Annotated in this window: 21 protein-coding genes and 1 tRNA gene; 10 read left to right on the forward strand and 12 right to left on the reverse strand. The window is 58.1% G+C overall.

What is annotated here, in order from left to right:
- The first annotated feature begins 88 nt into the window (after positions 1-88).
- The 3 genes from L1P08_RS11220 to L1P08_RS11230 all read left to right on the forward strand — a co-directional run bounded on the left by L1P08_RS11220 (position 89) and on the right by L1P08_RS11230 (position 2,152).
- Complete coding sequence (locus L1P08_RS11220) at positions 89-739, forward strand: YggS family pyridoxal phosphate-dependent enzyme (RefSeq protein ID WP_303619554.1); 651 nt, start codon at positions 89-91, stop codon at positions 737-739.
- A gap of 117 nt (positions 740-856) precedes the next feature.
- Positions 857-1,540 (forward strand): response regulator transcription factor, encoded by a 684-nt coding sequence (locus tag L1P08_RS11225; RefSeq protein WP_303617102.1) that lies wholly within the window; start codon positions 857-859, stop codon positions 1,538-1,540.
- Positions 1,541-1,693: 153 nt separating this feature from the next.
- On the forward strand, positions 1,694-2,152 hold the full coding sequence (locus L1P08_RS11230) for a cyclic nucleotide-binding domain-containing protein (RefSeq protein ID WP_303617103.1): 459 nt from the start codon (positions 1,694-1,696) through the stop codon (positions 2,150-2,152).
- A gap of 200 nt (positions 2,153-2,352) precedes the next feature.
- Here the strand turns inward: L1P08_RS11230 and L1P08_RS11235 are convergent, their stop codons facing one another.
- The 7 genes from L1P08_RS11235 to L1P08_RS11265 form a co-directional block, all read right to left on the reverse strand.
- On the reverse strand, positions 2,353-3,156 hold the full coding sequence (locus L1P08_RS11235; protein WP_303617104.1) for an exodeoxyribonuclease III: 804 nt from the start codon (positions 3,154-3,156) through the stop codon (positions 2,353-2,355).
- A gap of 75 nt (positions 3,157-3,231) precedes the next feature.
- Positions 3,232-3,846: a LolA family protein gene (locus L1P08_RS11240; protein WP_303617105.1), complete on the reverse strand. Its 615-nt coding sequence runs from the start codon at positions 3,844-3,846 to the stop codon at positions 3,232-3,234.
- A gap of 123 nt (positions 3,847-3,969) precedes the next feature.
- On the reverse strand, positions 3,970-6,627 hold the full coding sequence (locus L1P08_RS11245; protein ID WP_303617106.1) for an FtsK/SpoIIIE family DNA translocase: 2,658 nt from the start codon (positions 6,625-6,627) through the stop codon (positions 3,970-3,972).
- Between the two features lie 153 nt (positions 6,628-6,780).
- The gene (locus L1P08_RS11250) at positions 6,781-8,139 is read right to left on the reverse strand and encodes an ammonium transporter (protein ID WP_303617107.1); all 1,359 of its coding nucleotides are present in this window, start codon (positions 8,137-8,139) and stop codon (positions 6,781-6,783) included.
- Between the two features lie 30 nt (positions 8,140-8,169).
- Positions 8,170-8,508, reverse strand: coding sequence for a P-II family nitrogen regulator (locus tag L1P08_RS11255; RefSeq protein WP_303617108.1), 339 nt, complete (start codon positions 8,506-8,508; stop codon positions 8,170-8,172).
- A gap of 425 nt (positions 8,509-8,933) precedes the next feature.
- Complete coding sequence (locus L1P08_RS11260) at positions 8,934-10,259, reverse strand: ammonium transporter (RefSeq protein ID WP_438268409.1); 1,326 nt, start codon at positions 10,257-10,259, stop codon at positions 8,934-8,936.
- A 37-nt stretch (positions 10,260-10,296) separates the two neighbouring features.
- Positions 10,297-10,635: a P-II family nitrogen regulator gene (locus L1P08_RS11265; RefSeq protein WP_303617109.1), complete on the reverse strand. Its 339-nt coding sequence runs from the start codon at positions 10,633-10,635 to the stop codon at positions 10,297-10,299.
- Positions 10,636-10,920: 285 nt separating this feature from the next.
- Between L1P08_RS11265 and L1P08_RS11270 the strand changes: the two genes are divergently transcribed.
- Positions 10,921-12,141 carry an FAD-dependent monooxygenase gene (locus tag L1P08_RS11270; protein ID WP_303617110.1) on the forward strand — a complete coding sequence of 407 codons (1,221 nt, stop codon included), beginning with the start codon at positions 10,921-10,923 and terminating at the stop codon, positions 12,139-12,141.
- Between the two features lie 124 nt (positions 12,142-12,265).
- Here L1P08_RS11270 and L1P08_RS11275 read toward each other — a convergent pair whose 3' ends face one another.
- The 3 genes from L1P08_RS11275 to trxA are packed head-to-tail and all read right to left on the reverse strand — an operon-like array spanning position 12,266 to position 14,094.
- Entirely contained in the window at positions 12,266-12,478 is a 213-nt protein-coding gene (locus L1P08_RS11275) for a Trm112 family protein (protein ID WP_303617111.1), read from the reverse strand.
- Complete coding sequence (locus tag L1P08_RS11280; RefSeq protein WP_303617112.1) at positions 12,475-13,137, reverse strand: LON peptidase substrate-binding domain-containing protein; 663 nt, start codon at positions 13,135-13,137, stop codon at positions 12,475-12,477. Before L1P08_RS11280 ends, L1P08_RS11275 begins: the two co-directional genes overlap by 4 nt.
- A 9-nt stretch (positions 13,138-13,146) precedes the next feature.
- Positions 13,147-14,094 carry a thioredoxin gene (gene trxA, locus L1P08_RS11285; protein ID WP_303617113.1) on the reverse strand — a complete coding sequence of 316 codons (948 nt, stop codon included), beginning with the start codon at positions 14,092-14,094 and terminating at the stop codon, positions 13,147-13,149.
- 176 nt (positions 14,095-14,270) lie between these two features.
- Here trxA and L1P08_RS11290 point away from each other — a divergent pair.
- A tRNA-Gly gene (locus tag L1P08_RS11290) sits at positions 14,271-14,345 on the forward strand.
- Positions 14,346-14,537: 192 nt separating this feature from the next.
- Here the strand turns inward: L1P08_RS11290 and L1P08_RS11295 are convergent.
- Positions 14,538-15,266: an IclR family transcriptional regulator gene (locus L1P08_RS11295; protein ID WP_303617114.1), complete on the reverse strand. Its 729-nt coding sequence runs from the start codon at positions 15,264-15,266 to the stop codon at positions 14,538-14,540.
- A 232-nt stretch (positions 15,267-15,498) separates the two neighbouring features.
- Between L1P08_RS11295 and L1P08_RS11300 the strand changes: the two genes are divergently transcribed.
- From L1P08_RS11300 to L1P08_RS11320, 5 genes are all read left to right on the forward strand, one after another.
- Positions 15,499-16,470, forward strand: a complete 972-nt coding sequence (locus L1P08_RS11300) for an ABC transporter substrate-binding protein (protein WP_303617115.1) — start codon at positions 15,499-15,501, stop codon at positions 16,468-16,470.
- A gap of 73 nt (positions 16,471-16,543) precedes the next feature.
- Entirely contained in the window at positions 16,544-17,596 is a 1,053-nt protein-coding gene (locus L1P08_RS11305; RefSeq protein ID WP_303617116.1) for a CobW family GTP-binding protein, read from the forward strand.
- An 8-nt stretch (positions 17,597-17,604) separates the two neighbouring features.
- Positions 17,605-18,996, forward strand: coding sequence for a dihydroorotase (locus L1P08_RS11310; RefSeq protein WP_303617117.1), 1,392 nt, complete (start codon positions 17,605-17,607; stop codon positions 18,994-18,996).
- 22 nt (positions 18,997-19,018) lie between these two features.
- Positions 19,019-19,807 carry an ABC transporter permease gene (locus tag L1P08_RS11315; protein WP_303617118.1) on the forward strand — a complete coding sequence of 263 codons (789 nt, stop codon included), beginning with the start codon at positions 19,019-19,021 and terminating at the stop codon, positions 19,805-19,807.
- Positions 19,792-20,592, forward strand: coding sequence for an ABC transporter ATP-binding protein (locus L1P08_RS11320; RefSeq protein WP_303617119.1), 801 nt, complete (start codon positions 19,792-19,794; stop codon positions 20,590-20,592). The genes L1P08_RS11315 and L1P08_RS11320 overlap by 16 nt, the downstream gene beginning before the upstream one ends.
- Before the next feature lie 126 nt (positions 20,593-20,718).
- On the opposite strand, the gene L1P08_RS11325 is transcribed toward L1P08_RS11320, so the two are convergent.
- Positions 20,719-21,669, reverse strand: a complete 951-nt coding sequence (locus tag L1P08_RS11325) for a substrate-binding domain-containing protein (protein ID WP_303617120.1) — start codon at positions 21,667-21,669, stop codon at positions 20,719-20,721.
- Between the last annotated feature and the right edge of the window lie 62 nt (positions 21,670-21,731).

A 21,731-nucleotide genomic window follows, 5' to 3' on the forward strand; every position in this document is an offset into this window, starting at 1 on the left:
CCGGACCATCATCAGAAAAGCCCCCGAAGGTCAACAGGAACGCAGTATGTCAACGATAGCAGAAAATGGTGCAGAGCGGCTTAACGTCATGCTGGAGCGGGTAAAAAAGGCCGCTATGCGCTTTGACGGGGCCGGGCGCGATGTGCAGCTTGTGGCGGTGTCCAAAACCTTCCCGGCAAAAGACATGCGGCCCTTGCTTGACGCCGGGCAACGGGTTTTTGGTGAAAACTGGGTGCAGGAGGCCAAGGAGAAATGGCCGGATTTGCGTAAAGACTGGCCGGATATTGAATTGCACCTGATCGGCCCGTTGCAAACCAACAAGGCGCGCGAGGCAGTGGCCTTGTTCGATGTGATTGAAAGCGTTGACCGGGAGAAGCTGGCCGGGGTGCTGAAGGCGGAGATGGACAAGGCCGGCCGTAATCTCCCTTGTTTCGTTCAGGTCAATATCGGGCGCGAGGCGCAAAAGGCCGGTATTGCCCCGGAAGAGACGGTGGATTTTGTTGCCCGGTGCCGCGACGTGCATGGGCTCAATATTGTGGGGCTGATGTGCATTCCCCCCGCTGATGCCGCGCCGGGGCCTTATTTTGCACAACTGGCCGGACTGGCGAAACAGGCGGGTCTTGAGCAGTTATCGATGGGGATGAGTGCTGATTTCGAAACCGCTATTGCCATGGGCGCAACTCATGTCCGGGTCGGGTCAGCCCTGTTCGGGGGACGGGATTACGGGACGCCTGCTTAACCATCCCGGTGCGATGACGTGCATGTGATTGGCGCTTGATCACGGTCTGCCTATGTTGAGAGCTTCCATGATTGGTCCATGACGGGCCAAGTGCAGAACCCTTGCGGAGTAGGGATAATGAACAAGCGCCGACTGTTTCTCGTCGATGACGACGATAATTTACGCCAGACCCTTGCGGACCAGCTCGCCCATTACCGGGAATTCGATATTACCGAGGCCAGCACGGCCTGTGAGGCGCTCGACAAGGTCAAGGGTGCCCATGTGGACCTGATGATCCTTGATGTCGGCCTGCCCGACATGGATGGACGTGAGGCGGTGAAGATTTTGCGCAAGGACGGCTTCAACGCGCCGATCCTGTTGCTGACCGGCCATGACAGCGATTCCGATGAAATTCTCGGGCTTGAATCCGGGGCCAATGATTATGTCACCAAACCGTTCCGGTTCTCAGTGCTTCTGGCGCGCATTCGCGCCGCCTTGCGCCAGCATGACCAGAGCGAGGATGTGGTTTTCACCATCGGCCAGTATACGTTCCAGCCTGCGGCCAAAGTGCTCGAGGCGACGGATGGCGGCAAGGTGCGGCTGACCGACAAGGAAACCTCGATCCTTAAATATCTCTACCGGCAGGGACCGAAAACGGTATCGCGCGACATCCTTTTGCAGGAGGTCTGGGGGTACAATAACCGGGTGACGACCCACACGCTTGAAACCCATATCTACCGGCTGCGACAAAAAATAGAGCGGGACCCCTCGAATGCGCGGTTGCTCGTGACCGAAGAAGGCGGCTATCGTCTCGTACCGTAAAGACGCGATGATGCCGACCGATTCGGCGCAGGTGCTTTACCGGTTTTGGTTATGTCGCGCTTCCCGATTGCATAAGGGAGATCCCTTTTGCCCGGAAGCGCCCTGAAGCGCGGGCAGGGGTGCCGGCGGTTTCATTGGGGGCCTTGAGAGCAGATGGAGCTGGACGACGTCACGTCGATTCTCGCGAATGCGGCTTTTTTCGATATTTGTGAGCCGGAGCAGCAGCGCCTGCTGGCCTTTGCCAGCGAGCAGCGCCAGTTCCGGGCCGGTGAGGTTATTTACACTCAGGGTGACCCGGCGGACGGTGCCTATATCGTCATGCGCGGTTCGGTAGCGATCAGCGATGATGTGCAGCGTGCGCTCAAAAGCTATGGCGTGTCCGGCCCCAATGTCATGATCGGTGAACTGGCTTTGGTGCTTGACCGGCCACGGCGGAAAACCGCGACGGCGGTGACCAATGTCGAGGCCCTGTTCGTGCCGCGCATGGCTTTTGTCAAACTGATGCGGCAGTTCCCCGATATGGCAGAACGCGCAGCGGCGCGGATCGAGAACGAACTGGGCGCCTATCTCGGCGCCCTCGACAAGTTCCGTCCCGACAGGGGCCAGGCCTAGAACGCCTCGCGCCTTCCCGCCATTGCTGCACCGTCATCGCGAGGCGCGCAGCGCCGTGGCGATCCAGAGCCACAAGCGCCGGGGTTCGCGGCTCTGGATTGCCGCGCGGGCTTTGCCCGCTCGCAATGACGGGGCAGTTATTTTGGTAAAAGCCGGAAACGCTCTCGGCTCGGTGGTTTATGCGGCCTGCCCCATTTCAATCAGCTAAAGCGCGTGATCACCGGCACATGGTCTGAGGGCTTTTCGCTCCAGCCGCGGGCCGGGCGCAGAATTTCGGCGCCGGCGGAATGGGCGGCAATGTCGGGCGTGGACCAGATATGGTCGAGGCGGCGGCCCTTGTCGGCAGCGTCCCAGTCCTTGGCACGATAGGACCACCAGGAATAAAGCTTTTCGCTATGGGGGATGTGCTTGCGCACCAGATCGACCCATTGCCGCCGCGCCAGAAGGGCGTTGAGGAAATCGGTTTCGATGGGCGTGTGGCTGACCACCTTGAGGAGCTGTTTGTGGCTCCACACATCATTCTCATGCGGGGCGATATTGAAATCACCGGCAATCAGCTGGCTGCTGTCAAAAACAGGGGTGTCAAACCAGTCCTGCAATTCGGCGAGGAAATCGAGCTTGTGGCGGAATTTGGGATTGATCTCGGGATCGGGTTCATCGCCGCCGGCGGGGATATAAAAATTATGTACGGTGAGCGGGCCGCGGCCAAAATCGAGCGTGGCGGCCACATGGCGCGAATCAGGGATATCGCAAAACCCGCGTGAATGGCTTTCGCTCAAGGGCAGGCGCGAAATGGTTGCGACCCCGTGATAGCCCTTTTGCCCGTGTACCGCCTGATAGGGATATCCCGCTTCGGCGAAAGCTCCTGCCGGGAACTGGTCATTGGTGCATTTGATTTCCTGCAAGGCCAGCACGTCGGGCTGATATTGTTTAAGGAAATCGAGCACCATGGGCAGGCGCAGGCGGACGGAATTGATGTTCCAGGTGGCAAAGGTCAAAGGCATAACGGGCTGGTCCTTGATAAAAGCCCGTGTCTTATCACCCGGCAGTTCGCCGCCGTCCAGAGTGGTGGTGCCGGTTTATTGCGTCTTCGGCTTATAGGTGGGGTCGATATAGAAATAGGATTTCGGAATGTCGACATCGACCGAGACGTCATAGAGCGAGAAGGTCAGCTCGGCGCCGCTCGGTTCGGTCAGCGTCCATTGCTTGAGATCCTTGCTGGCAATGTCGAATATCAGCGCGACCTCGATAACCCCGATCGGGGTATCGTCGGAAATGACAACGGAGATAAAATCGTCGGTGGTCACCACATCGATGATATTGGCGGAGAACAGATCGATCTTTTCTTCCAGAAACTGGCGCAGGGGCACCCGGTCCTGAGGGTAGGCATATTGGGTTCTTTCGCGCCGGTCGATGACATAAAAGCCGCGGCCGACCGAGATGATTTCCTCACGCGATGGCGGGGCGTAGCGGAAGCGGACCTTGCCCGGGCGCTCGATATAGAATGTACCTTCCACCCGGCCGCCATTGGTGTCGATTTGCAGGAAACGTCCAACCATGGTGCGAATGGCGGAATTGTGGGCGTTGATCTCGCGGATCATCTGCTCTTCTTGCGGGGTCAGTAGGCGATCAAGTGCCATAGCGGGGGCGGCGCTGATCAGCATGAGGGCGATGATGAAGAAACGACGGATCATGGAAAAGCCTCTCTGGCCGGAAGAAAATCAATCTCAATGCCGCGATGACAGGCAAATGCGGCAATAGAACGCCAAAGGAGCCCGAAAGGTTTCACGTGAATCTTTTCCCTTTTCGGGCAGACCTCAGTAATCGACACCGTCACCGACGAGGATTTCGCGCTTGCCGGCATGGTTGGCCGGGGAAATAACGCCTTCCTGTTCCATCTTCTCGATCAGGGTGGCGGCGCGGTTATAGCCGATCGACAGACGGCGCTGGATATAGGAGGTCGAGGCCTTCTTGTCCTGCAAAACGATATTGACGGCCTTGTCATAAAGTTCGTCGCCCGATCCGCCGAACTCGCCGGCATTGTCGAACCCGCCCATTGTTTCTTCGTCTTCCTCGACGGTGATCGATTCTAGATAATCGGGTGAACCCTGCATCTTGAGATGGGAGACGACATCCTCAACTTCACTATCGGCGCAGAAGGGGCCGTGCAGACGCCGGATGCGGCCACCGCCAGCCATATAGAGCATATCGCCCATGCCAAGGAGCTGTTCGGCGCCCTGCTCACCCAGAATGGTGCGGCTGTCGATCTTGGAGGTCACCTGGAACGAGATCCGGGTGGGGAAGTTGGCCTTGATGGTGCCGGTGATGACATCGACCGAGGGGCGCTGCGTGGCCATGACCACATGAATGCCGGCGGCACGGGCCATCTGGGCCAGCCGCTGGACGGCGCCTTCAATATCCTTGCCCGCGACCATCATCAGGTCGGCCATTTCGTCAATGATGATGACGATATAGGGGAGCGGTTCGAGTTCGAATTCCTCGCTCTCGAAAATTGCTTCGCCGGTATCCTTGTTGAAGCCGGTCTGCACGGTGCGGGAAATCACCTTGCCCTTGTCATTGGCCTCGCTGACGCGCTGGTTGAAACCATCAATATTGCGCACGCCAATCTTGGACATCTTGCGATAGCGGTCTTCCATCTCGCGCACGGCCCATTTGAGGGCGACGACGGCCTTTGAAGGATCAGTGACCACGGGCGAGAGCAGATGCGGAATGCCGTCATAGACCGAGAGTTCGAGCATTTTTGGGTCGATCATGATCAGGCGACATTGTTCCGGGGTCATCCGGTACAGAAGCGAGAGGATCATGGTATTAATGGCGACGGATTTACCCGAGCCGGTGGTGCCTGCGACCAGAAGGTGGGGCATGCGGGCGAGATCGGCAATCACCGGTTCGCCGCCTATGGTCTTGCCAAGGCAGATATTGAGCTTGCCCTTCATCTTCTCGAAATCGGCAGAGGCCAGCATTTCGCGCAGATAAACGGTCTCGCGGCTCTTGTTGGGCAATTCGATGCCAATGGCATTGCGGCCGGGCACAACCGCGACACGGGCGGAGATGGCGCTCATCGACCGGGCGATATCGTCGGCGAGGGAAATGACGCGGCTCGATTTGATGCCGGGGGCCGGTTCAAGTTCGTACAAGGTGACGACCGGGCCGGGGCGGACATTGATGATGTCACCCTTGACGCCGAAATCGGCGAGTACGCCTTCGAGCCGCCGCGCGTTCTCTTCAAGCTTTTCCGGCCGGTGCTCGGGGGCGAGCCCCTTGTGCTTGGGTTCGGCGAGCAGGTTGAGTTCGGGCAGTTCAAAACCCTCGGTTTCCAGCAGGGAGCCTTGCGCTTCCTGGGCCAGCCGTGTGCCGGGCTTCGGGCGGGCGGCGGGGGCCACCACGCGCTGTGGATTGTTGGCTGCCGGACCGGGGCCGTGCTCAACGCTCATGCGCGCGCGATTGTCGTCGGTCTTTGGCTGGGCGACGCGGTTTGATGCCTGTTGCACCGGCGCCGGGGCATAATCCGGTTCGGGGGCATAGGCGGTCTCGTCATAATAGTCAGCGTCGGCGTAATCGCTGTCGTCCTCGACGGGAGGATAAAAGTCGTCCTCGGGCAGGGCGAGATGCGGTTCCTGCCGTTCGGCGGACGCATAATGGTCGTGGGACGGCAAGGCCTCAAGCGGCGGTTCAACCGGCTCGGGTGCCTGATATTTGAAATCGCGGGTGGCGCGTTCCCACTCGGCGTCGCTTTCCTGCCGGCGGGTGCGGCTTTCCATCCAGGCACGCCGCCAGGCGGTGCGTATGGAATAGGCGGTGTGGGCGAGCCCACCAATGGTGACGTCGAAAATGCTGGTGCGGTAGCGCTTTTCATCGTCGATATTTTCGCTGATCGGGGCGGGGGCATGGCTGCCGGTTCCGGCGGCCAGCCAGAACAGCGCGAGGGCGGGCGGCAAAAGGATCAGGCTGTACAATATCGATTCGGCACCAGCGGGCGTGTGGCCGATGACAAAACCGGCCAGCGCGCTGAAACCATTGCCGGCAAGACCACCAAGACCGGTCGGCAGGGGCCAGGATGCGGGCACGGCAATGCAGGACATAAACCCGGCTGCGAGCACACTGCCACCGATCCAGGTAATGAGGCGCAGACCGAAGCGGGCGGGTACCTGACGCCGGAACAGGCTCCAGCCCCAAAAGGCGGGCGGGATCAGGGCGACGAGCGCGGCAAGCCCCAAGAGCTGGAAACCGAGATCGGCAATGACAGCGCCCCAGAAACCGAGCCAGTTGGCCGGGGCCTTGTCCGTGGCATAGGACAGGCTGGGATCATCGATCGACCAGGATGCCAGTGCGGTAAGGATCAAAAGAACAAGGACAAGGATGGTCAGGCCGACAAGGCGCGCGGGAATATGCACCGCAAAGCTTGGGGTGTCGGGGCTGTCATCGTCCAGCAGGGGTGAAGAATGGTTTGCCATCGGGCGCCGGGAACTCTTTACACTACGCGTTAGGCATAAAGAGTAGCGACCCATGGTTAACCTGAGACTAACTCGGTGTGCCGGGTCGCAAGAAAACCCGGCCAGAGATACTGGCCGGGTTTCGCTGGTTTTGACCTGATGGCGATAAGGCCCTTAATTATAGGCCCGTTCGCCGTGGGTTGAGAGGTCAAGCCCGTCATTCTCGTCACTGTCCGAGACGCGCAGCGGCATGACAAGTTTGACGATCATCAAGGCGACAAAAGTGACGACTGCCGACCAGACAATGGCGATGATTACCGCAATGATCTGGGTTATCAGCTGACCACCGATATCAAAGCCCTCGCCGCCGAAGCCGCCAAGGGCGGGTGCGGCAACAATGGCCGTGCCGATGGCGCCGACAATGCCGCCGACCCCGTGCACGCCAAAAACATCGAGACTGTCATCATATTTGAGCATGGGCTTGAGGGTGACGACGGCCCAGAGACAAACGATACCGGCAAAAGCGCCAAGGAAAATGGCACCCATGGTGCCGGCAAGCCCGGCTGCCGGGGTGATGGCAACAAGACCGGCGACGGCACCGGAGACGGCACCGAGCAGGCTGGCATGACCGCGCAAAATTCGTTCGGCAGTGGCCCAGGCAAGGGCTGCGGCCGAGGTGGCGGTGATGGTGTTGAGCATGGCTTGTGCCGTCAGGCCATTGGCCTCGAGATTGGAGCCGGCATTAAAGCCGAACCAGCCAACCCAGAGCAGACACGCCCCGATCATGGTGAAGGTCAGATTGTGCGGGGCCATGGGCTCCTTTGGGAAACCGGCGCGCGGGCCAAGAACGATGGCCGCCACAAGCCCGGCGATACCGGCATTGATATGCACCACCGTGCCACCGGCAAAATCAAGGGCACCGAGATTGAACAAAAAGCCTGATCCGGCCCAGACCATGTGGGCGATGGGCAGGTAGGAGAAGGTGAACCAGATGGCCAGAAACAGCATGACCGCGCCGAATTTGGCCCGTTCCGCAATGGCACCAATAATCAGCGCCGGGGTGATGGCGGCAAAAGTCAGCTGGAAGACCACGAAGGTGAGTTCGGGAATATAGACCCCATCAGTGAACGTGGCGACAACGCTGTCGGGAGTGACGCCGGCCAGAAAGAGTTTCGAGAAATCGCCGATAAAGGGGCTGAGGCTGCCGGTTTCAGGTCCGGCAAAAGCCAGCGAATAGCCGTAGATCACCCAGAGCAGGGCCATCATGGCGAAACCGGCAAAAACCTGCATGAGGACCGAGAGCATGTTCTTGGCGCGCACGAGCCCGCCATAGAACAGGGCGAGGCCGGGCAGTGTCATGAGGATGACGAGGATGGTGGATACCAGCATCCATGTGGTATCGCCCTTGTCGACGGCCTGGATGGTTTTGGCGGCCGCTTCCAGGGCTGCCTCCTGCGCCAGGGTGGGCAAAGTCAGGCCAAGCGCAATCAGCGATGCAGCGCCGGCCAGCTTTGACATCTTTATCGGTGTCATTTTGTGTCTCCGTTTTGATTGGGTCGCTGGTTACAGCGCGTCGGGGCCGGTCTCGCCGGTGCGGATGCGGGTTGCGGCGATCAGGTCGAGCTGAAAAATCTTGCCGTCGCCGATCTTGCCGGTAGCGGCCGCCTCGCGGATGGCATTGGTCACCGCGTCGGCCTGATTGGCATTGACGGCGATCTCGAGCTTCAGCTTGGGCAGGAAATGCACTTCATATTCTGCGCCGCGATAGATTTCGGCATGGCCTTTCTGCCGGCCATAGCCCTTGACCTCGGTCACGGTCATGCCGTGGATATCGAGGCCGGTCAGTGCCTTGCGGACGTCTTCCAGACGGGAAGGTTTTATAATCGCGATCAAGAGTTTCATCTGCTTTTGCTCTCCTCTTGCAAACCGGCAGGTCGGCCCTGCTATGCCTTGGAGACTCAAAAGGCGTGCCAGCTTGCGCAGTTCTGGAAAACCTATTCAAAACAATGGTTTATGATTTTCTGCACCGGGCGCAGGCTAAGCGTTTCGGAAAATTGCATAAATTTTGTGCCGAATTGCAGGTCTGTGCATAATAATTGCGCACATGACAAAACCACCCGGCTTGCCAGCGCAAGGGGTGTCTGTTGCCCTTTGTTGGACATTGATCGTGGGGTGCAGCCCATGTGGTTTGCGAGTGGGAAGTCCAAAAGACGGATCTTTTAAGGACCATGAGCCGCACGCCACGATCAATGTGGGGCCCTTTGGCGGTTTGCCGCTGCCAGAGCCGGGGGGTGGTGGCCCGGCTATTGCCGGACCACCCGTTTGGATCAGAATTCGGGATAGGCTTCGATACCGACTTCCGCCTTGTCGAGACCGAGCGCTTCATCTTCTTCAGAGACCCGGATGCCCATGGTCGATTTGAGGATGAACCAGACGATGCCCGAGGCGATCATGGTGAAGGCGCCGATGGCAACAATGCCGATGATCTGGGTGCCGTAATTGCCCGAGCCGGAGAGCGGGGTGATGAAGGTGCCCCAGATGCCGGCGAGAAGGTGAACCGGGATGGCACCGACAACATCGTCGATCTTGAGCTTGTCGAGCAGCGGTACGGCGAAGACAACGATCACGCCGCCGACAGCACCGATGAGCAGGGCCGCAGGCACGCTGGGGGCCAGCGGTTCAGCAGTGATGGAGACCAGGCCGGCCAGTGCGCCGTTGATCACCATGGTTACGTCGACCTTCTTGTAGATGATCTGCACGAGGATCAGGGCGGAAACCGCGCCAGCCGCTGCGGCCAGGTTGGTATTGGCAAAGATGCGGGAAATGTCCGTTACATCCGAGACCGTGCCCATGGCCAGCTGCGAGGCGCCATTGAAGCCGAACCAGCCGAGCCAGAGGATGAACATGCCCAGCGTTGCAAGCGGAATGGAGGAACCCGGCATCGGTGTGACCGAACCATCGGCGCCATATTTGCCTTTGCGGGCCCCAAGGATCAGCGCACCAGCAAGAGCGGCCCAGCCACCAACAGAGTGCACAAGGGTCGAACCGGCGAAATCGGAGAAGCCCATTTCAGACAGCCAGCCGCCGCCCCACTGCCATGAACCGGTGATCGGATAGAGAATGCCGGTCAAAACGACGGTGAAGATGAGGAAGGGCCACAACTTGATGCGCTCGGCCAGTGTGCCCGAGACGATCGAGGCGGTGGTGGCGCAGAACACCATCTGGAAGAACCAGTCAGAGGCGACCGAATAGCCGGCAGAGGCATCGCCGCCGCCAACGGCTTCGAAATTATAGGGGCCAAAGGAGCCCATGAAGCCGCCGTCAACGCCGACATACATCAGCGAATAGCCGGTGAGCCAGAACATGATGCCGGCGATGGCATAAAGGGCGATATTCTTGAGGCCCTGCATCGAAACGTTCTTGGAACGGACGAGGCCCATTTCCAGACAGGCAAAGCCCGCCGCCATCCACATGACGAGAAAACCGCCGATGAGGAACAAAAGCGTGTTGAAGATGTAGGCTACGTCAACCGCCGATGCGAAAACCACGGCTTCTTCGGCCGGGGCTGCGTCCTGCCCGAAGGCGGGCAGCATGAGAGCGAGAGAGCCAAGCGTAGCCGCACCCGCCAGTTTTGACATTTTAAGATTTGTCATCTGATTGTCTCCAGTAATTCCAAGTGCTCTGCACCGGTTAAAGTGCCGCGGCGCCGGTCTCTGCGGTGCGGATGCGGGTCACTTGCTCAAGGTCCATGACGAAGATCTTGCCATCGCCAATCCGCCCGGTCTGGGCAGCTTCGCGAATCGCCGAGCTGAGGGCATCCGCCTGGGATGCCTCGACGGCAATCTCGATTTTGAGCTTGGGCAGGAAATGAACGGCATATTCTGTGCCGCGATAGATTTCGGAATGGCCTTTCTGACGGCCATAGCCTTTGACTTCGGTCACGGTCATGCCGTGCACATCAAGCGCGTTCAGTGCCTGACGCACTTCTTCGAGCCGCGATGGTTTGATGATTGCAACCACCAGTTTCATAGGGGTTTCCTTTCATGCCCTTTGCAGACGAGTACTGGCTGGATAGACTCAAGCGCCGTGCCAGATGCATGATTTTTCTGGCAAGTTATTGTTTTGTTTGCGAAAAAATTTATATGGGCACTAGAATGCCGCGCGCTGGATGTAAGGCTTTGTGCATTTTTGCATAAATATTGTGCAGCTGCGCGAGTGGTGACTAAATTATAAACAAAATCCTGCGGCAGTGTGGCCGTTGCGTCTTGGGCCCGGCGGGATCAATATGCGGCAGCAGCAAACCGGGATGAAAAAGTGGCCAGCACATCGAATTCATATGACATCATCATTGTCGGTGGCGGGCCGGTGGGGCTGACACTCGCAGCGAGCCTGATCCGGTTCGGTTCGGGCCTTAAGATTGCGGTTTGCGACCGCCGGCCTTTCACGGTGCCTGAAGATGCGCGGGCGTCTGCGCTCGCAGCCGGGGTGACGCGGGTTTTCGAAGGTTTGGGGCTTTGGGAAGACATGCGTGCTGCCGCCTCCCCGATTGCCCGGATGGAAATTACCGATTCAGGGCAGGGTGATCTGGCGCGGCCCTTGTTCCTGCAATTCGAGGGGGATGTGGCCCCCAATACCCCTTATGCGCATATGGTGCCGAACAAGGTCACTATTGCCACCCTGCTGGAGGCCATTGCCGGCAAGGTGGATTTGCTGGTGCCGGGCGAGATTACCGGGCTGGAAACTGACGGGGCGCTGGCCCGCCTGAAAATTGCCGGGGGCGATGATCTTTCCGCCCCCCTGATCGTTGCGGCAGACGGGGCCCGTTCTGCCCTGCGTGATATGGCGGGGATCGGCGTCGTCGGGCATGATTATGACCAGATGGGGATTGTCACAACGATCAGCCATGCGCTTGCGCATCACAATACTGCCTGGGAGCATTTTCGCCCCGCCGGGCCATTTGCCAGCCTGCCGCTGCCCGGGCAGCGCTCTTCGCTGGTCTGGACCGAAAAGACTGAAGACGCGCTCAGGTACAAGGATATGTCACGTGAGGAATTGGCGCCGGTGATTGAGGCGGCGATGGGTTCCGTGCTGGGCACAGTTGTGGTCGATGATGTGGTGCAGGCCTTTCCCTTGCGGTTGCAGATTGCGCGGTCGTTTGTCGGCAAGCGCCTGGCGCTGATCGGGGATGCCGCCCATGTGGTGCATCCGATTGCCGGGCAGGGGCTTAATCTGGGGCTGAAGGATGTGGCAGCGCTTGCCGAGGTGATCATCGAGGCGCAGCGGCTGGGGCAGGATATGGGCGGGGCTGATATTCTTGAGCGCTATGAGCGCTGGCGCCGGTTCGATACCGCGCTGATGGCGCTGGCGACGGACGGGCTTAATCGCCTGTTTTCCAATGATGTCGCCCCGGTCCGGGCGGTGCGCGATTTGGGGCTTGGGCTGGTGGATCGTCTGCCTTTTCTTAAAGCGGGGCTCATTCGTCACGCGGCCGGATTAAGCGACGGGCCGAAATTGCTGCGCGGTCAGCCAATCTGACAATCGGATTTTGTAAGGCTGTTTAAGGTGTCACTCAGATAAAGCGTATCCGGCCTTCCCGGCATCGCAGCGCCTTTGGCGCTCGCGATGACGGCGCTGTAGTTCCCCGCAAACCTGAACGGCTCTAATCCTTAAGGGCGTCGTATTCCGCATCGGACAGGGTACGGGATTCCTCAAGGCTGAGCAGGGGGACGCCGGAACGGATAGGAAAGGCGATGCGGGCGGCGCGCGAGATCAGTTCGGTTTTCTCGCGGTTAAGGGTCAGCCGCGTCTTGGTCAGCGGACAGACGAGAATTTCCAGCGTTTGCGGATCAATCGAATAACGGGCCGGGTTCATTGCACAATCGTGCCCGAACGGCTGCGGGCCATTTCGAGTTCGGCAATGGCCATCAGGGTTTCGGCCCGCGTTTCAAGTGTCCGGGCTTCCAAAAGGACCTGTTTTTCCGCCGCGCCATAAGGGCTCATCATGCAGGCGAAGTTCACGAGGTCGGCGGTTGCCGTCTCGTCAATCTCGTTCCAGTCGATATCGAGCTGGGCGAAATCGGCATATTCCCGCATCATGCCCAGAAAGCGCTGCCGGTCGACGGCTTCCTCGCCTGCGTCGGGATCGAAATCATTGGCAAAACGGGCCGTGGCGATGCGGTATTGCCGGAACGGGGTGTCGGTTTCCACCTCGCTGACAATCTCGAAGCGGGAAATGCCCTCCAAGACGACAAGATAGCGGTCATCGTCGCTTTCATCGAATTGGGAAATCCGCCCCACGCAGCCGATCCGGCGCAATGGCACGCTGCCGGCGGGCGATTCTTCCTTGGCGCTTTCAGGCTGAATCAGCCCGATCAGGCGGCCATGCCCCAGGGCATGATCGACCAGGGCGATATAGCGCGGCTCAAAAAGATTGAGCGGGCGATGGGTATGCGGCAGCAATAGCGCACCCGAAAGCGGCAATACCGGAATGGTATCGGGCAGCATGTCGGGAGATGTGGGGCGTTTGGACATATAATAACCTTAGGCGAAAAGCGCGGTCGACAATAGCCGCCGCCCTTTGAGAGTTGCCGGGTCCTTGGGGCCCCAGGCGTCGAGCAGCTCGATCAGTTTCTTGCGGGCCGCATCTTCATTCCAGTCGCGGTTCTGGCGCATCAGCTTGACCAGTGCCTCGGCCGCCTCGAGTTTCATGCCATCGGCATTGAGGGCCAGGGCGAGATCGAAACGGGCCTGATGATCGTTTTCATCCGCCACGAGGCGCTGTTCCAGTTCAGCGATCGAACCGAGGCCTGCCGCTTCCCGCTTCAATTGCAGGCTGGAGATTGCCGACAGATATTCCGCGGATTTGCGTCCCTCTTCGGAGACCAGATCAAGGGTGGCCTCGGCCCGGTCCAGATCGCCGGTCTTGAGGGTAACGCGGGCGAGGCCGGTCAGGGCGGCGTCGTGATCGGGCTTATGTTGCAGCACAAGGCCATAAACATGTTCGGCGCTGGCATAATCACCGGCATCGAATGCCTGAACGGCGGCCTCAAGCGCTTCACTGATCTGCGCTTCCATATCGTTTGCGGGGGCGCCGCCGCCTGCGGCATCGACAATTTTTTGAACGAAGGCACGAATTTCGCTTTCCGGCAGCGCGCCCATGAAACCGTCAACGGGCCGGCCCCCGGCAAAGGCGAACACGGCGGGAATCGACTGGACACCCATCTGGCCAGCCAGCGCCTGATTCTCATCGACATTGATCTTGACCAGTTTAACCTTGCCGGCAAATTCGGTGACAATTTTTTCAATTGCCGGGCCAAGCTGACGGCACGGGCCGCACCAGGGGGCCCAGAAATCGACAAGAACGGGCGTGGTTACCGAAGCCTGAAGCACGTCTTTTTCAAAGCTGGCTGTTGTGGATTCCTTGATCAGATCCGTGGCAGCGCCCGGATTTGCGGGGGTTCCAGCCGGGTTGGCCATGAAAGAGTCCATTTTTCAGATCCTGTTTTTACGCCGTGAAGCTTTGTGTTTTCAGCACGTTTGAGGCACCAAAACACATGGGCCGGCACGATGAAACACACAAGCTGAGTTTTTGGTTGCAATTGCTGTGCTGATTAGGCATATAAGCGCGCGTCGGCCCGGTGCCAAGTGCATCGGTTGACTGGAGTGCGGGCGTAGCTCAGGGGTAGAGCATAACCTTGCCAAGGTTAGGGTCGTGAGTTCGAATCTCATCGCCCGCTCCAAATTCCTCCCCGGCGGGATAAAGCCGGAACCAAAGGGTCCGCATGCGGGCCCTTTTGCTTTGTCAATTTTTCAAAATGATATGGCTACGGACGCGGTCTGGCGTCTTTGGGTTTACGCTGTCCCGGGATCGGTGCAGAGGTTATGCCTTGAGGGTCGGCCGGCAGCGCATCTCACGTTTGTCGCCTGACGCGCTAGTCCAGATCCTGGGACAATGCCTTGCTGATCTGGCTTGCTGCCTGCCGTATAATCTCGGAAACATTATGTGTGTCCGACAATTCTTCGAACACCGTAATTTCCATGACGATGCTGAGCGAGGCAACGATTGCGCCGTCGCGGAAAACAGGCGCGGCAATACCCACCCGTGATTTCGTGACCTCCGATGTCGTTAAGCAAAACCCCTGCTTGCGTATATGTTTCAGCTCTTCCTTCAGCCCGCTCCATGTCTGTGCCGGCAAGGTCTTCTTGATCAAGTCTTCCATTTCCAGATAGAGGCGGCGCAATGCACGGTCCGGCATATGCGCGAGAATAACTTTGGATGTCGCGCCCACGAATAATGGCATTGCCACCCCGCGCGCATAGCTTGTGGGGGGATGCGGCATCGGGCCGTTCTCCTGATGGATACACAGCACACAATTGTTGAACAGACGGGACAGCACGATATCAATCCGCGGGTCTGTGCGCGCTATCATGTCTTGCATGATCGGTGTTGCGTGGCGGATCAGGGGGTCATCTGCGCGGAGCAGGTAATCATACTGAATAAATGCCGGGCCGAGCGCGTATTTTGATCGACTGATGGGATCCAGAAAGCCGGCGGCGCAGAGCTCTTTTGTATAGCGGTAGGCCGTGCTTGTGGACACGCCGATGGCTTCGGCCATTTCTTCCACGGTCCATTCAGCCTTGCCGCTGACATACAGATCCAAGATGGCAAGCACCCTGCTGGGAACAGACATTTTATCGACCCTCAGTGTTTATATCGACAGATTTGATATGCGCCATTTGCGGCCAATTATCAATAAGTGAAAAATAGCCAATTTCGCACTATTTGCGAAAATTGGTTGACCTTGGTAATTTTCAATCGTAGCTTTTTGCAACCCACCGGCGCCACCGAGCCGGGTTCGGGCGCTGAGCTACTATCCGCAAAAGGAGTGCCACATGAAATTTTCTCAAAAGTTGAAGTCCTCCGTCGTCACAGGTCTATTGATATCAAGCGCTGTGGTGGCGCTGTCCACATCTGTCGCCAAGGCTGAAACCGTCAGGGTGGCCATGTTGGCCCCCAGCGCATTGCTCTGGCTTCATGCGATTGCTGAAGAAGAAGGTTTTTACGACAAGCGCGACATCCAGATCGAAGAGCTGCGGGCACAAAACAGCCCGGCGCTGCTGCAAGCCGTATCCTCGCGCAGTGTTGAGGCCGGCATTTCACTGGGCGACCTTGTCATTCGCGCCATCGATCAGGGCGCACCGATTGCCATCACTGGTGCGGTTCTGGACAAGACGATCCTGCGCTTTGTTGGTGCACCTGGAATCGAAACGCCTGCTGATCTGGCCGGCAAGAAAGTGACGGCGGGCGCTGTAAAGGGCGGTACGGCGAACTTGCTGCTGCATCAATTGCAGGGCCATGGTGTGGCACCGGATCAGGTCCAGATGATTGCTATTCCAAACTCGCGGGACCGGATTGTCGCGTTAGGCAATGGCCAGGTCGATGGTGCTTTGCTCATCGCACCATTTGACGCCGTGGCCCAGGAACAGGGCATGAAGGTGCTGGAAGATTATGCGGAGCCATATTTGCAGACCCCGCTGATCGTCAACAAGGACTGGGCGGCTGAAAATCCTGAAGCGGCTGAGGGGCTTACACAAGCCATGCAGGAAGCTGCCGTGTGGATTTACGATCCGGAAAACAAGGATGCAGCGATCTCAATCCTGGCCAATTATACCAAGGCAGAACCCGAAATTGCCGCCGCTTCCTATGCGTTCATTGTTGAGCAGCAGCAAGCCATCGGCAAAAACTTCGAAGTGCCTGCCGCCTCCTTGCAGAACATTGTCGATATTAACGCCTCGCTTGAGGGCACTGAGCCCGTCACTCTCGACATCTCCAAATATTACGATCCCTCAATGCTCGCCAAATAGCGATCACACTTTGCATGCCGCCGGACCAGCCGTGCGGCGGCATGTTGCTATTTGAGACGAACGGGAAGACCTCATGACAGACCAACGCATACCGGTGTTTCTACTGACGGGATTTTTGGGCAGCGGCAAGACAACAGTGCTTAATCACTGGCTGGCGCAGCCCGAGTTCTCCAACACCGCGGTTATTGTCAATGAGTTTGGCGCCATCGGCGTGGACAATGAACTCATTGCAAAAAGTGACGACAATACCATCGAACTGACGACCGGTTGCCTTTGCTGCACGGTAAGCGGTTCATTGGTGGACACATTGCAGGACCTCATGATCCGCCAAAGACGTGGCGAGATCAAAAAATTCGATTCCGTGATGATTGAGACCACGGGCCTGGCCGATCCTGCGCCCGTGATCCAAGCCTTGATGACGTCGCCGGTGGTGGGCGAATACCGGCTGTGCCGGGTGATCACCACGGTCGAGGCGCCGCAGGGGCTTTCCACCATCAAGGACTATCCCGAGGCGATGAAACAGGCGGCCGTCGCTGACGATATCATCGTCACCAAGATGGACCTGTCAAAAGATCACGGGGCCGCTACAAGATCCAGTTTGCGCACCCTCAATCCAGGCGCCGCCTTTCATGAAGCGCGCCCCGATGCCATACCGGTTATCTTGTCACTGGAAGATGGCGGCAGCTATGACGTGGCGGTTCGGGCAGACAATGTGCAGCAATGGCTCAACGTCGAGGCGTTTGATGATCATGACCATCATCACGCGCATGGCAATGCCCATGACAGCGGCATCAGTTCATTTGTCCTCAGCTTCGATGGCCCAATGGTCTGGCAGGAAGTTGCGGCATGGCTTGATGCGCTGGTGATTGCGCACGGTCCGCAGATGCTGCGTGTCAAAGGCATTTTGAACATTGAAGGACGCGATCAACCGATCGTTGTGCAAGCCGTGCAGCGGCTGTTCCATCCGCCTTTTGCGCTGGAAAAATGGCCCGATGACAGGCCGCAGAGCCGTCTGGTGTTCATCACCAACAAGATATCCGAGGCCTATGTTCGCGAAGTTTATGACGTTATTCGCGCGCCCAAGGGCACCTCTATTCAACCAAATACCCTAAACCTAGGAGCTTAATCATCATCATGATGCTCGATACCTTAGTCAAAAATGCCCGCATTATCGATGCGCAGGGTGAAATCCAGGGTTCCGTTGGGATCGAGAATGGCGTGATTGCCGGAATCTACCAGCCCGGCGAAGAACCCGAAGCGCGCGAGGTTATTGACGCGGCAGGTCTGGCGCTTGTGCCGGGTGCCATCGATATGCATTCACACCACAGAGAAGGCAGTGCGCCGGGGTTTGAATACAAGGACACCATCTACACCTCGACCCAGCAATGTGCAGCCGGCGGGGTGACCACCAGTGTGGCCATGCCCAATGTGACGCCACCACCCAATACTGATGACCTGCTCAAAAAGCAGTTTGCGATTTATGAGCGGGACGCGGTGGTCGATTGGAATTTCAATCCTGCCCCCACCATTTTGTCAGAAGTACCTGCCATGTCCGAGCAGGGTATCGCGGCTTTCAAGTTTTTCATGGTGGTGGATACGGGCCGGGATTATCCGCACATGCCGGGTATTGGCGTACATGATCACGGCAAGATTCTTGAGATCATGAAGGCGTGTGCCGCGGTCAATGTGCCGTTGATGGTGCATCCTCACGATCAGGCGCTGATGGATTCCATCGAGAAGGAATTCTGGGATCGCGGCGAGCGTGATGCCCTGGCATATGCGCGCGCCTATGCGGCGCATGATGGTTTGATCTGGGAAACGGCTATTGCCACTCTGCTCCGGTTGCAACAGGCTGCCGGTTGCCATTTGCACATCTTGCATACGCAAACGGCGGGCAGTGTGCAGTTGATCAGGGAGGCCAAGGCGCGTGGGCAAAAGGTCACTTGCGAGATCAATCCATGGGCCTTGTTCCTGGGCAATGAATGGTCGGCAATCGAGCGGCTGGGCTCATATGCGCTGAGCTATTGGGTGCCTGAGAAAAACACGCCAGGCCTTTGGGAAGGCCTCAACGATGGCACAATTGATATTGTTGCCACAGATCATGCGCCGCATCTTGCCGAGGAAAAGGAGATCGGCTGGACGGACGGCTGGAAAGCGCATACCGGCACACCTTCCACGCAGTTTTATCTCTCGATGTTCCTGACCGCGGCCATGGAAGGGAAAATTTCGCTGGAGCGGGTCGTTGAGGCCTGCTCGACAGCGCCCGCCCGCATATTCGGCATTGAAAAGAAAGGCGAGCTGAAGCCGGGCTATTTTGCCGATCTGGTGCTGGTTGATCTTGAGACCGAATATGAAGTTGCCAACGAGGATGTGCTGAGCCTGATCGGCTGGAGCCCTTATGCGGGCCGCAAGCTGAAAGGCAAGCCGGTGACGACCATGGTGCGTGGCAAAATAGTCTATCAAGATGGCAAGGTCGTCGGCGAGCGTGGCTTCGGGAAACAGGCCAAAGCGAAACAGGCGAGCTGAAACGTGAACAGGTTTAACCGCTATGTTGCATAAGATTAATGACTATCTGAACGGCGAGACCCATCTTGCATCTGCGGCAAGACTGTTCTTGTCGTTTGGGTCGGTGCTGATCATCTGGGAAATTCTGACGGCGACGATTGTTACCAATCGCCTGCTGCTGGTGCCGCCAATGGAGGTTCTCTACGCCTTCATGAATGAAGTTTCCAGCGGTGAAATGTGGACCAATGCCCAGGCCACTGTGCTGGCGGTTGGCACTTCATTTCCCGTGGCCGTACTGGTGGGTGTCCTGATCGGGCTTATCCTTGCGTCAAGCCGGGCCATGTCCTTGATGGGGGGCCCAATGCTTACGGCATTGAACTCGGTGCCCATCATCGCGCTGGCACCATTGTTCATTGCATGGCTGGGGCTCGGGTTTACCTCAAAATTTGTGCTTGTGTTGCTGGTTGCCGTGTTCCCGGTGGTCGTGACCACGGAGGCGGGCTTGCGGGCCGCCGACAAAAATCTGATTGAAACCGCACGTTCTTTTAATGCGACCCCCTTGCAGATTTTTACAACGGTCACCTTCCCTTATGCGCTGCCATTCATTGTCAGTGGCGTGCGGGTGGCATGGGCGCGTGCGCTTGTGGGCATCGTGGTGGCCGAATTTTTCGGCTCGTTTGCCGGCTTCGGTTTTGCGGTTATGGCGGCCAGCCAGACGTTCGATACCGCGACATTGCTTGCCTATGTGATTGTCCTTGGTGTGATGGGTCTTGTCGGCTCCATGATCTTCCAGTCCATTGAAGAAAGGTTGGCTCCATGGCGCAAGGCGTAAGGGACGAGCACATCCTCGAAATTGAAAATATCGGCAAGTCCTTTATGCGCCAGGACAAGAGCGAACTGGTGGCGCTGGATGATATTAACCTGCAGATCAAGCAGGGATCATTCACCTCGATCGTGGGGGCAAGCGGCAGCGGCAAATCTACGCTTTTGCGCATTATTGACGGCTTGCTGACGCCCAGCCAGGGCACGGTAAAGGTCAATCGCCAGGTGGTGACAAAGCCGGGCAAAGACCGGGCCGTTGTGTTTCAAAACGATTCACTGCTGCCATGGAAAACCGTTATCCAGAATGTGGCATATGGCTTGACGCTGTCTGGCATGAAATGGCGCGACGCGGCAAAGATCGCGCAGGGCTTTATTGACCTTGCCGGCCTTTCAGGTTTCGAGAATCAGTTCCCGCACCAATTGTCCGGGGGCATGCGGCAAAGGGTCAATGTTGCGCGCGGGTTGGCGGTCGATCCCGATATCCTGTTGCTTGACGAGCCGTTCGCGGCCCTTGATTCCCAAACCCGCGAAATCATGCAAACGGAGTTGTTGCGCATCTGGCAGCAGAGCGGGAAAACGGTGGTGTTGATCACCCACCAAATCGATGAAGCCGTCTTTCTCTCGGACGAAGTCGTGGTGTTCAGCGCCCGTCCCGGGACGGTTCGCGAACGCATTCCAATTTCCTTGCCCCGCCCCCGTGATTTGAACATCAAACGTTCCATGGAATTTGTGGGGCTGGTCGATCAGATATGGAAACTCATCGAGGACGAGGTTAAAGCCGCGACCAAGCTTTAGCTTTCCCGTTTTGGGCGCTGTTGCCGCGCATTTTGGCGGGTGGCTGTTTGCGCCTGTGGAATGTCTTTAATCAAAAAAGGGGCGCCCATAAGGGCGCCCCAGTCGCAGACGGAGGACCAAACCGCCTTAGAAGGGTGAATCCGGATAGTAGAAATCTTCAGCGTTTTCCGGGGTGATCAGCGGTGCGCCAAGGACATAGCGCCCCTGAACCGGACCGTTGGAGGTGAACTTGGCAACCGTCACGTCCATTGCGGTTGCAATCATTGCGGGCGGATAAAGCACATCCACCGGTACCAGTTCGTCACCTTCCATGACACCCTTGATGATGTCCTTCATGCCGGCGCCGCCGACAATGAAGAGGTCCTTGTCGCGTCCGGCCTGCTTGACCGCCTCGACCACGCCAAGGGTGATGTCGTCATCCTGGGCCCAGACTGCATCGATATCGGGGAAGCGGGACAAAAAGTCCTGCATGACCTCAAAGCCGTCATCGCGGTTCCAGTTGGCAAATTCATCATCAAGCACATTGATGCCCGAACCCTCGATTTCAGCCATGAAAGCGTCAAAGCGCTCGGTGTCGATGACGGTGGGGATGCCGCGCAGAATGACGATATTGTCACCTGACTGGAGGCGGCTCTTCATATACTCGGCCGAGATGCGGCCCAGTTCGGTATTGTTGCCGGCCACATAGACATCTTCGATGCCCGGTTCGGTCAGGCCACGATCGACCACGGTGATGAAAGCACCCGATGCCTTGACCTGCTTGACCGGATCGGTCAGCGGGCCGGATTCAAACGGCAATACCACCAGGGCGTCGATCTGTTGTACGGAGACGAGATCTTCCAGATCGCTGGCCTGATCGGAGGGGCCATCGGCGGTGACAATGATGATGTCGATATTGGAATGGGTCGCTTCCAGACGCTTTTCAGCTTCCTGGGCGTGCCAGTTCAGGCCGCCGGCCCAGCCATGGGTTGCAGCGGGAATGGAGACGCCGATCTTGATTTTTTCCTGAGCCAAAGCGGCACCGGTGGTGAGCAGGGTGCCCAGAGCCAGTGTCATGGCAAGTGTCTTGAGTTTCATATCCTTGGTTCCTCCCTTGATATGCTGGCGTCGTTACAACGCCGGTCACGCCAGCCCGGGTG

The sequence above is a fragment of the Mariluticola halotolerans genome (genome assembly GCF_021611515.1).
GTDB classification, from domain to species: domain Bacteria; phylum Pseudomonadota; class Alphaproteobacteria; order Rhizobiales; family Devosiaceae; genus Mariluticola; species Mariluticola halotolerans.

What these genes read in the sequence shown, in the direction of transcription:
- L1P08_RS11250 (WP_303617107.1), bottom strand. Translation starts at nt 8,139, where the DNA reads ATGACACCGATAAAGATGTCAAAGCTGGCCGGCGCTGCATCGCTGATT.
- L1P08_RS11310 (WP_303617117.1), top strand. Translation starts at nt 17,605, where the DNA reads ATGATGCTCGATACCTTAGTCAAAAATGCCCGCATTATCGATGCGCAG.
- L1P08_RS11225 (WP_303617102.1), top strand. Translation starts at nt 857, where the DNA reads ATGAACAAGCGCCGACTGTTTCTCGTCGATGACGACGATAATTTACGC.
- L1P08_RS11315 (WP_303617118.1), top strand. Translation starts at nt 19,019, where the DNA reads ATGTTGCATAAGATTAATGACTATCTGAACGGCGAGACCCATCTTGCA.
- L1P08_RS11240 (WP_303617105.1), bottom strand. Translation starts at nt 3,846, where the DNA reads ATGATCCGTCGTTTCTTCATCATCGCCCTCATGCTGATCAGCGCCGCC.
- L1P08_RS11300 (WP_303617115.1), top strand. Translation starts at nt 15,499, where the DNA reads ATGAAATTTTCTCAAAAGTTGAAGTCCTCCGTCGTCACAGGTCTATTG.
- L1P08_RS11305 (WP_303617116.1), top strand. Translation starts at nt 16,544, where the DNA reads ATGACAGACCAACGCATACCGGTGTTTCTACTGACGGGATTTTTGGGC.
- L1P08_RS11280 (WP_303617112.1), bottom strand. Translation starts at nt 13,137, where the DNA reads ATGTCCAAACGCCCCACATCTCCCGACATGCTGCCCGATACCATTCCG.
- L1P08_RS11235 (WP_303617104.1), bottom strand. Translation starts at nt 3,156, where the DNA reads ATGCCTTTGACCTTTGCCACCTGGAACATCAATTCCGTCCGCCTGCGC.
- L1P08_RS11265 (WP_303617109.1), bottom strand. Translation starts at nt 10,635, where the DNA reads ATGAAACTGGTGGTTGCAATCATCAAACCATCGCGGCTCGAAGAAGTG.
- L1P08_RS11325 (WP_303617120.1), bottom strand. Translation starts at nt 21,669, where the DNA reads ATGAAACTCAAGACACTTGCCATGACACTGGCTCTGGGCACCCTGCTC.
- L1P08_RS11260 (WP_438268409.1), bottom strand. Translation starts at nt 10,259, where the DNA reads ATGACAAATCTTAAAATGTCAAAACTGGCGGGTGCGGCTACGCTTGGC.
- L1P08_RS11220 (WP_303619554.1), top strand. Translation starts at nt 89, where the DNA reads ATGCTGGAGCGGGTAAAAAAGGCCGCTATGCGCTTTGACGGGGCCGGG.
- L1P08_RS11320 (WP_303617119.1), top strand. Translation starts at nt 19,792, where the DNA reads ATGGCGCAAGGCGTAAGGGACGAGCACATCCTCGAAATTGAAAATATC.
- trxA (WP_303617113.1), bottom strand. Translation starts at nt 14,094, where the DNA reads ATGGACTCTTTCATGGCCAACCCGGCTGGAACCCCCGCAAATCCGGGC.
- L1P08_RS11255 (WP_303617108.1), bottom strand. Translation starts at nt 8,508, where the DNA reads ATGAAACTCTTGATCGCGATTATAAAACCTTCCCGTCTGGAAGACGTC.
- L1P08_RS11275 (WP_303617111.1), bottom strand. Translation starts at nt 12,478, where the DNA reads ATGAACCCGGCCCGTTATTCGATTGATCCGCAAACGCTGGAAATTCTC.
- L1P08_RS11230 (WP_303617103.1), top strand. Translation starts at nt 1,694, where the DNA reads ATGGAGCTGGACGACGTCACGTCGATTCTCGCGAATGCGGCTTTTTTC.
- L1P08_RS11245 (WP_303617106.1), bottom strand. Translation starts at nt 6,627, where the DNA reads ATGGCAAACCATTCTTCACCCCTGCTGGACGATGACAGCCCCGACACC.